The organism is Pseudomonas sp. UMAB-08 (genome assembly GCF_900095225.1).
Classification (GTDB): domain Bacteria; phylum Pseudomonadota; class Gammaproteobacteria; order Pseudomonadales; family Pseudomonadaceae; genus Aquipseudomonas.
Genome location: NZ_LT607424.1, coordinates 21,787 through 31,575 on the forward strand (window position 1 = coordinate 21,787; position 9,789 = coordinate 31,575).

The window sequence follows — 9,789 nt, forward strand, 5'->3', positions numbered from 1 at the left end:
GATGGAAACCCGTGCCCATCATGTGCTGATTGGCTTATTCACCGTCATCGTGGTCGCCGCAGCGCTGCTGTTCAGCCTGTGGCTGGCAAAATCCAGTGTCGACACTGAGTTCAAAGAGTATGAAGTTGTGTTCAACGAGGCCGTGACGGGCCTGTCGAGCGGCAGTGGCGTGCAATACAGCGGCATCAAGGTCGGCGACGTGGTGCAGTTGCGCCTGGACCCCGAGGATCCGCGACGAGTGCTGGCGCGGATCCGCATCGCGGGCGAAACCCCGATCAAGGAAGACACCCAAGCCAAGCTGGCCCTGACCGGGATTACGGGCACCTCGATCATCCAGCTCAGTGGCGGCACGCCAGAAAGCCATGTGTTGCGGGGCGTCGACGGCAAACTTCCTGTTATTTTCGCCAAGCCATCGCCCATCGCCCGGCTGCTTAACGACACCGGCGACCTGATGAGTGGCGTTAATGAATTACTGCACAACGCCAACCAAATGTTCTCGCCCGATAACGTGCAGAGCCTCAGCCGGACCCTCCAGCATCTGGAACAAACCACCGGCGTCATCGCCGAGCAGCGCGATGATATTCGCCAGACCCTCAAACAACTGGCGCAGGTCGGTAAGCAGGCGAGTGCAACGCTGGAGCAAACCGCCTTGTTGATGCGCAACGCCAACGGCTTGCTCAGCAGTGACGGCAAACAGATGTTCAACAGCGCCGAGCAGGCGATGAAATCCATCGAGCAAAGCAGCCTGACCATCAGCAACCTGCTCAAGAATAACCATGATTCGCTCAACAGCGGCATGCAAGGACTCGGCGAACTAGGCCCGGCCGTGCGCGAGTTGCGCGACACGCTGACCTCGTTCCGGTCGATTTCCCGCCGCCTGGAAGCCAATCCGAGCGGTTACCTTCTGGGCCGCGACAAGAACAAGGAGTTCGAGCCATGAGGCTTGCCCATCATTCACTCAGTCGATTCGCCGTTGCCGGGGCATTGCTGCTGTCGAGCGCCTGCTCGATCCTGCCGCAAGCTGAACCGTCCGATGTGTACCGATTGACCACGTCGCAAACAGCACCGCAAACCGCCCACGGAGCACCGCTTGCCTGGTCGCTACGGGTGGCCCGCCCCAGAGCCAGCGAGGCGCTGGACAGCCCGCGCATCGCCGTGGTGCCTCAGGGGGACCTGATCAGTAATTACAAAGGCGCGCGCTGGAGCGATCCGGCCCCGGTGGCACTGCGCAATAGACTGCTCGACGCCTTTACGCGCGATGGCCGCGTGCAGTCGCTCAGCACCGATGACAGCAACCTGCAGGCGGACTTTGAACTGAGCGGCGAGCTACAGGCGTTCCAGAGCGAATACCATGGTCAGGTCATCGACGTGGTCGTCCGCCTGGATGCGCGACTGGTCAGCGAGGACAAGCGCATCGTCGCCAGCCGCCGTTTCGACGTACACCAACCGGTCAGTGACAAGCAGGTGCCTTCGGTGGTGGCAGGCTTCAGTCAGGCCAGCGACACGCTGGCGGCGCAACTGGTGCAATGGACCCTCGAGCAGGGTCAAAAGCATTACGCCATGGCGCCGAAGAACCAGTAGCAGACGAAGATAGCGGCGATGACCCCGGCCAGTTCCGCCAGCAGCGCGCAACCCACCGCATGCCGCGCTCGCTGGATGCCGACAGACCCGAAGTAGACCGCCAGCACATAGAAGGTGGTTTCAGTGCTGCCCTGAATCGTCGCGGCCACCAGCGCCGGGAAGCTGTCGACGCCCTGAGTCTGCATTGTCTCGATCAGCATCGCGCGTGCGGCGCTGCCGGAGAACGGTTTGACCAGCGCAGTGGGCAAGGCATCGACGAAGCGGCTGTCCAGCCCCGCCCATTGCACCAGATGCCGAATACCATCAAGACCGAAATCCAGTGCCCCCGACGCGCGTAGTACGCCGACCGCACAGAGCATCGCCACCAGATACGGCAGGAGCGACTTGGCGACATCAAAGCCTTCTTTCGCGCCCTCGACAAAGGCTTCGTACACCTTCACTTTCTTGAACGCGGCAATGATCAGAAACACCATGATCAGGCCAAACAATGTCAGGTTACCGAGGATCGACGACAGACTCGCCAACGCGGTGGCCGAGAGCCCCGCCAGGAGCGTCATGAAACCGCCCAGCAGCAGGGCACCGGGAATCAGGTACGCAAGCACCACAGGGTCCCACAAGCGCAAGCGCTGCATGAACGCCACCGACAACAGCCCGACCAGGGTCGAGGCACTGGTCGCCAGCAAGATCGGCAGGAACACCAGCGTCGGGTCCACCGCGCCTTGCTGAGCGCGGTACATGAAGATCGTCACCGGCATCAGGGTCAGGGACGACGCGTTGAGGACCAGAAACAGAATCTGCGCGTTACTGGCCGTGGTCTGGCTGGGGTTCAGCTCTTGCAGCGCACGCATGGCCTTGAGACCAATAGGTGTGGCGGCGTTGTCCAGACCCAAACCATTGGCCGCGAAGTTGAGGGTGATCAGCCCCAGCGCCGGATGACCGGGCGGGACGTCAGGCATCAGGTGACGAAACAACGGACCCAGGACTTTGGCCAGCCAATCAACGATCCCGGCCTTCTCGGCAATGCGCAGAAACCCGAGCCAGAGGGTGAGGGTGCCGAACAGCAGGATCATCACATCGACCGACAACTTGGCCATGGCGAAGATGCTTTCCACCATCGCTGCAAAGATCCCGGCATTCCCGCCAATCAGCCACTGCGCCAGCGCCGAGACCGCCGCCACCACAAAAAAGCCAAGCCATAGGCCATTGAGCATCAGTAAGTCCCTCAGAAGATGCGGCGATGATAGCGGCGACAGGGGTTAACAACAAATGGGGCTGGCCGTATTGCGGCGGGAGGGCCAAAAAGACAAAACCCCGGAAATCCGGGGTTTTGTCAGTGTGGCGCGTCAGTGATCAGTCAATGACGGTTTCACCCGCTGGCAGCGGCTCTTTGCTGCGCCAGTGCGGAAGGGAGTTCCAGTAGCGCTCGCCCTTGGCATCGTCGTACATGCCTTCCCAGCGCGAAATCACCAACACCGCCAGGGCATTGCCAATCACGTTCAGCGCTGTGCGGGCCATGTCCATGATCCGGTCGACACCGGCGATAAAGGCCAGACCTTCCAACGGAATACCCGCGCTACCCAACGTTGCCAGCAACACCACGAAGGACACGCCCGGCACACCCGCAATCCCTTTGGACGTGACCATCAGGGTCAAGACCAGCATCAATTGCTGCCCTATCGACAGGTCAATGCCATAAAGCTGAGCAATGAAGATCGCCGCAATGCTCTGATACAGGGTCGAGCCATCAAGATTGAACGAGTAGCCGGTCGGCACCACGAAGCTGCAAATAGCTTTGGGTGCGCCGTAGGCTTCCATTTTCTCGATCACACGCGGCAGCACGGTCTCGGAGCTGGCGGTGGAGTAGGCGAGTACCAGCTCATCTTTAAAGATGCGCATCAGCTTGATCACCGAGAACCCGAACAGACGGGCAATCAGGCCCAGCACCATGAAGGCAAAAAAGGCGATGGCGAAGTAAACCAGGATCACCAGTTTGGCCAGCGGCAGCAGGGACGCAAAACCAAAGTTGGCGACCGTGACTGCGATCAAGGCAAATACACCAATCGGGGCGTAGCTCATGATCATGTGGGTGACTTTGAACATGCTTTCCGAGACGCCCTGAAACATCTTCACCAGCGGCTCACGCAGGTCAGATTGCAGGCTGGACAAGCCGAGGCCGAACAGTACCGAGAAGAAGATGATCGGCAGCATGTCACCGCGCGCGATGGCGGCGAAGATGTTCGACGGGATCAGGTTGAGGATGGTCTCGATGAACGCATGCTCGTGCCGCACCTCGGAGGCCGTCTGCTGGTACTTGGAGATATCGACGGTGCCCAATGTACTCATGTCGATGCCAGTGCCCGGATGGAACACATTGGCCAACACCAGACCTACCAGAATGGCGATGGTGGTGACGACTTCGAAATAGAGAATGGTTTTGAGGCCGATGCGCCCCAATTTCTTCGCATCACCCACACCCGCGATACCAACGATCAGTGAAGACACCACAATCGGGATCACGATCATCTTGATCAGGCGGATGAATATGTCACCCGCGGGTTGCAGTACGTTGCTGATCCACCAGGCTTTTTCAGCACTGAAATGGTTGAGCAGTGCCCCGATTGCAATCCCCAGAACCAGACCGATGAGGATCTGCCAGGCGAGGCTCAGCTTTGCCTTCTTCATGTCATTACCCTTATATCAAGTGGCGTGGACATCCCCCATCAAGGTATTTGACTTGGCTTTTTTTGAAGGCCGCATCGAGGACAAAGATGGCTTAAGGGCTGTCCAGTAGAAGGTTTCCGCAGTTGGGCGTCCCAGCTCTTTAGCAGGCGAAAAAGGGCGCAACTATTCCGAGGACAAGACGTGACGTCTAATGCCGTAAACGCCTACCTCATGCCGAATCGGCATGAGGTACGTCAAATGAAACCCGGGTTTCAGATCGAACAAGGTCATTTATGCGGCGGGGATAAATATCGATTTTCGGCGCAAGGCTGGCTAAAACGTCGCCTGTAGCGAAAAGCGATTTAAGGAACTAACGCGGGGCATGAACGAATCCGAAGGTAATTCGGTATTAAAGCGGGGGAGTTTTCTGCTGGGAATTTCTAGATCGGTGGTCGATAAACAAAGCGCTCGGCAAGCCCGCGGAATTCATTTCTGAATGAAAATCACGGACTTGCGTCACAGCATCCTCCTGATTCGACCCCTGACCGTGTCGCGGCGTACAGGTGTGAAGAACCGCTTCAACCCCGACCGCGACGACCAAACAAGAACGAAGCGACAAAAAGCACCAGGAACACGATAAAGAGAATCTTCGCGATACCCGTAGCGGTGCCAGCGATACCACCGAAGCCCAATACGGCAGCGACGATAGCAATGATCAAGAACGTGATTGCCCAACTCAACATGGTGATTCTCCTTACTTTGCGTTTTTTCTTGCGTACGTTTCAGGCTTCCAGGACAACACGCCTAGAACACCCAGCTTTGTGGATGAGGTCGTTCACTGACAGGGGTTTCACCCTCGACCGGTTGCAAGCTCAGGGCGACGTCTTTCGGGGCTGCGGCGCTCACGTTGGTGTAGGCGCTGCCGGTCATGAAAGGCTGTTTGATCTGATGCACATTCCGGTGACTGTCCCAACGCTCGAATTGTTGCCCGACAATCAAGGTGACGAGCAGCGCCAGGCTGACAAACAAACCCTGCTGAATCTGCAGAGGCGAAATACGCAGTTGAGCGATACGCGAGCTGTTCATCCTGAAACTCCTCCACCTGAGTGGCTGTTCGATCTTGTTGGGCGAGCGCACTGCTCAGCCGTTGTTACGTAATCTAGTGCAGCCTGCATGCCAGCTTTTTAATCTTTAAAAAACCTTATATATCAATTGCTTAGACAAATAACCGTCGCATACCTGCAAGCATCCTGCACGACGGACCTATTGGCGTCGTGCAGGATGCACGATGAAACTACCCCGCCGTCCGGGTGATGACTTTCAACGCATCGGCATCGACGCCGCGTACGCCACGAATATTCCGCGCGATTTCAACCGCCAGTTGTTTTTCGGCGTAATTGGCGACCACCCCGTTCAGGCTGACCATGCCATCCTTGGTATCGACTTTGATGTTCAATCCATCGAGGTTGCGGCTGTAGATCAAACTGGATTTAACCTTGCTGGTGATCCAGAGATCGCTGATCACTTCTCCGGCGTTCGTCGCGCCAGGCTGGACCTTGGCTGCCGACGGGTCACTGGCACTCAGGCTGATCAGGTTATTAACCTCGGTCACCCCATCGGTGTTGCTCGCCAGGCTGCCGGCAAGCTCCTTGGCTTCGGCGCTTTGCGCCTGGCCTTTAAGCGTGACCACCCCGTCTTTGCTATCCACTTGAATACTCAGCGCCTGGGTCACGCTGTTCCACAGCAGTTTGGATTTCACTGTCGCGGTGAGTGTTGCGTCTTCAAAGCGCTGAGCGATTCTGGCTTTTGTGCCTGGCTCAGCCGCGACGCCAGGGTCTACCTCCAGCTGGTTATCGACCTTGTCTATGCCTTTGGTGTCGAGCGCTATCTGTTCAGCCAACTCACGATCGACCTCATTTTCGACCTTGCCCTTGAGCACCGCAGTCCCTTTCTCGACGGTGACGTCGATCTTGAAGGGGCTCAAATGGCGGTTAAGGGCGAATGCGGTCCAGATCGAACCTTCCTGTCGCGCCTGGGTCAGCTGAGTAGACAGATCTTCCTGAGCCGCTTGCGCGAACATCGGGGTCAACCCCAGTACTGCGGCCGTAGCGGTGGCCAGGGCAATCTTCTTCAGCGGGTGCATAACGATTCTCCATCAATGTCTGCGCAGGTCGTTTGTGACGACAGTCGCCGGAGTGTCGCAAGCCCCGTGCCAGCACGTTTAAGACGTTGAAACGCATATAAATCAGGCATATGACGACATCAGTAACAGATAGCTACCATGCAGACCGCCGAATCAAGCAGAATTAACCATGCAACTTGCCCGATTTTTCCGGGACTAACTAAGAACATTCGTAAAGGAGCGTAGGAATATGGACACAGCCACTGAGCATCAAGGCCGTATTCTTTTAGTGGATGACGAGTCCGCGATCCTTCGCACCTTTCGCTATTGCCTTGAAGATGAAGGCTATACCGTCGCCACCGCCAACAGCGCGGCCCAGGCAGATGCGTTGCTTCAGCGCCAGGTGTTTGACCTGTGCTTCCTGGACCTGCGCCTGGGCGAAGACAATGGCCTGGACGTGCTGGCGCAAATGCGCATTCAGGCGCCGTGGATGCGCGTGGTGATCGTCACCGCCCACTCCGCCGTCGACACCGCCGTCGATGCGATTCAGGCGGGCGCGGCCGACTACCTGGTAAAACCTTGCAGCCCGGATCAACTGCGACTGGCCACCGCCAAACAGCTTGAAATCCGCCAACTGTCCGCGCGGCTTGAAGCGCTGGAAGGCGAAGCGCGCAAGCCAAAGGACGGTCTCGACTCTCACAGCCCGTCGATGATGGCCGTATTGGAAACCGCGCGTCAGGTCGCAAACACGGATGCGAATATCCTGATTCTCGGCGAGTCCGGCACCGGTAAAGGCGAGCTGGCGCGTGCGATTCACGCATGGAGCAAGCGGGCGAAGAAGTCCTGCATCACGATCAACTGCCCCTCGCTGACCGCCGAACTGATGGAAAGCGAGCTGTTCGGCCATAGCCGTGGTGCATTTACCGGCGCCAGCGAAAGCACATTGGGCCGGGTCAACCAGGCCGATGGCGGCACCCTGTTCCTCGACGAGATCGGCGATTTCCCGCTGACGCTGCAACCTAAACTGCTGCGCTTCATCCAGGACAAGGAGTACGAGCGCGTCGGCGACCCGGTCACGCGCCGCGCCGATGTGCGCATTCTGGCGGCAACCAACCTCAACCTTGAAGACATGGTGCGCGATGGCCGTTTTCGCGAAGACCTGCTGTATCGCTTGAACGTCATCACCCTGAATCTGCCGCCACTGCGTGAGCGCAGCGAAGATATTCTGGCCCTCGCAGACCGGTTTCTTGCCCGCTTCGTCAAGGAGTACGCCCGTCCCGGGCGCTGTTTCAGCGAAGAGGCGCGGGCGGCCCTGCTCAATTATCGTTGGCCCGGCAACATTCGGGAGCTGCGGAACGTGGTCGAACGGGCCAGCATCATTTGCCCTCAGGAACGTGTAGAGGTGAGTCATTTGGGGATGGCCGAGCAACCGACCAATCATGCTCCACGGGTCGGCGCTGCGCTGAGCCTGGACGAATTGGAGAAAGCCCACATCGGCGCCGTTCTGGCGACCAGCGACACACTTGACCAGGCGGCTAAAACCTTGGGTATCGATGCCTCGACGCTGTACCGCAAACGCAAACAGTACACGCTATGAATCACAACTCATGAAGTTCGCGATGAAGTTGCGTACCCGGTTGTTCCTGAGCATCTCAGCGTTGATCACGGTCGCGCTGCTGGGACTGCTGCTCGGGCTCGTCAGCGTAATGCAGATGGCAAAAGCCCAGGAGTCGCTGGTTCAGCAAAACTTCATCACCCTCGATTTGGGCCTGAAGTTGCGCCAGAACCTTGGTGATCAACTGGTCATGATGCTCAAAGGACAACCCGATCAAGCTGCCATCTTGCAGGCACGCCAACAGTTTCAAGCGCTGTTGGCCCAAGGCATCGAAAACGATACGCAAAACAACCTGCAAAACGGTTTTACTCAGGCGCGCGTCGATTATCAGCGGTTTATTCAGGATTTCGAGCAGTCGCAACGTCAACCCGCCGAGATGCGCGACAATGTTGCGCTGACTAACAGTTTCGATGTCCTGCGCAACGGGTTGATCGACGCCCACAGGCAAGCGCTGGAAAACATCAATCAAACCCAGAGTACAGCCCGAGAAAGGGCTCTCTGGATCGCTGCGCTACTGGGATTGGTGGGCATCGCCGTCCTGGGTATCGGTTTTGTTACCGCCCACGGTATTGCCCAGCGTTTCGGCGCACCTATCGAGGCACTGGCCAAGGCAGCCGACAATATCGGCAAAGGCAATTTCGAGGTCACGCTGCCGATTTCTTCGGCGGCGGAAATGAACCTGCTGACTCGACGTTTCGGGATCATGGCCGAAGCCTTGCGCCAGCATCAGGCGACGAATATCGATGAGCTGCTCGCGGGTCAGCAGCGCCTGCAAGCCGTGCTCGACAGCATCGATGACGGGTTGCTGATGATTGACCGGCAAGGCCGTCTGGAGCACCTTAATCCAGTGGCCCAGCGCCAGTTGGGCTGGGACGAGAACCGACTCGGTCAAGGGTTGGGCGAGGCCTTGCAGCGCCCTGAACTGGACGAACAGCTGTACCTGACGCTGCGCGGCGGGAGCCTGGATCGTGTCCCCGACGACCTGGCCATTGAGGTCGACGGCGAGTCACGGCTGCTGACCTACAGTTTGACGCCCGTCAGCCATACCAAGGGCCATATCCTTGGCGCGGTGATGGTGCTGCGCGACGTGACCGAACAACGGGCGTTCGAGCGGGTACGCAGCGAGTTCGTGCTGCGCGCGTCCCATGAATTGCGCACCCCCGTGACCGGCATGCACATGGCGTTCGGCTTGCTTCAAGAGCGCGTGCACTTTGCCGCGGACTCGCGTGAAGCCGACCTGCTTAATACGGTCAATGAAGAAATGCAGCGTTTGATGCAGTTGATCAACGATCTACTGAATTTCTCGCGTTACCAGAATGGCCTGCAAAAACTCAGCCTCGCCCCCTGCGCCCTCGACGACCTGCTCGAACACGCGCGCCAACGCTTCGCCGAACAAGCCGACGAGCAGAATATCGCGTTGCTGATCGAGATTCAGGAGCCGCTCCCACGCCTGAACGCCGACAAGGCGCAGCTTGAGCGTGTGCTGGATAACCTGTTGGATAACGCGCTACGCCATACCCCGCAGGACGGATTGATTCGCTTGCAGGCCCGGCGCCACGGCGAGCGTGTGATCGTCAGCATCGAGGACAACGGTGAAGGCATCGCTTATGGGCAACAAGGGCGGATCTTCGAACCCTTCGTTCAGGTCGGGCGCAAGAAAGGCGGGGCAGGGTTAGGCCTGGCCCTGTGCAAGGAAATCGTGCAATTGCACGGTGGCCGGATGGGCGTCTATTCGCGACCCGGGCAGGGCACTCAGTTCTACATGGCGTTGCCGATCTAGGTGCGCGGTCTCAGGCCTCATCATCGTTGC

9 protein-coding genes are annotated in these 9,789 nt (G+C 58.4%); 4 read left to right on the top strand and 5 right to left on the bottom strand.

Annotation, left to right across the window (positions count from 1 at the left end; all coding sequences use genetic code 11):
* The first annotated feature begins 1 nt into the window (after window position 1).
* Entirely contained in the window at window positions 2–940 is a 939-nt protein-coding gene (locus tag K0F75_RS17785) for an MlaD family protein (RefSeq protein ID WP_219063274.1), read from the top strand.
* Window positions 937–1,581: an ABC-type transport auxiliary lipoprotein family protein gene (locus K0F75_RS17790; protein WP_219063275.1), complete on the top strand. Its 645-nt coding sequence runs from the start codon at window positions 937–939 to the stop codon at window positions 1,579–1,581. The genes K0F75_RS17785 and K0F75_RS17790 overlap by 4 nt, the downstream gene beginning before the upstream one ends.
* Here K0F75_RS17790 and K0F75_RS17795 read toward each other — a convergent pair.
* The 5 genes from K0F75_RS17795 to K0F75_RS17815 form a co-directional block, all read right to left on the bottom strand.
* Window positions 1,554–2,792, bottom strand: a complete 1,239-nt coding sequence (locus K0F75_RS17795; protein ID WP_219063276.1) for a nucleoside recognition domain-containing protein — start codon at window positions 2,790–2,792, stop codon at window positions 1,554–1,556. The two genes, K0F75_RS17790 and K0F75_RS17795, sit on opposite strands and share 28 nt — an antisense overlap.
* Window positions 2,793–2,931: 139 nt before the next feature.
* Complete coding sequence (gene gltP / locus K0F75_RS17800) at window positions 2,932–4,263, bottom strand: glutamate/aspartate:proton symporter GltP (protein WP_219063277.1); 1,332 nt, start codon at window positions 4,261–4,263, stop codon at window positions 2,932–2,934.
* A gap of 557 nt (window positions 4,264–4,820) precedes the next feature.
* Window positions 4,821–4,985, bottom strand: coding sequence for a DUF1328 domain-containing protein (locus K0F75_RS17805; protein ID WP_219063278.1), 165 nt, complete (start codon window positions 4,983–4,985; stop codon window positions 4,821–4,823).
* Between the two features lie 61 nt (window positions 4,986–5,046).
* Window positions 5,047–5,328 carry a hypothetical protein gene (locus K0F75_RS17810; protein WP_219063279.1) on the bottom strand — a complete coding sequence of 94 codons (282 nt, stop codon included), beginning with the start codon at window positions 5,326–5,328 and terminating at the stop codon, window positions 5,047–5,049.
* A gap of 208 nt (window positions 5,329–5,536) precedes the next feature.
* On the bottom strand, window positions 5,537–6,385 hold the full coding sequence (locus K0F75_RS17815) for a BON domain-containing protein (protein WP_219063280.1): 849 nt from the start codon (window positions 6,383–6,385) through the stop codon (window positions 5,537–5,539).
* Window positions 6,386–6,614: 229 nt separating this feature from the next.
* Here K0F75_RS17815 and algB point away from each other — a divergent pair, with 229 nt between their 5' ends.
* Complete coding sequence (gene algB, locus K0F75_RS17820; protein WP_219063281.1) at window positions 6,615–7,961, top strand: sigma-54-dependent response regulator transcription factor AlgB; 1,347 nt, start codon at window positions 6,615–6,617, stop codon at window positions 7,959–7,961.
* A gap of 10 nt (window positions 7,962–7,971) precedes the next feature.
* Entirely contained in the window at window positions 7,972–9,759 is a 1,788-nt protein-coding gene (locus tag K0F75_RS17825; RefSeq protein WP_219063282.1) for a KinB sensor domain-containing domain, read from the top strand.
* Window positions 9,760–9,789: the final 30 nt, after the last annotated feature.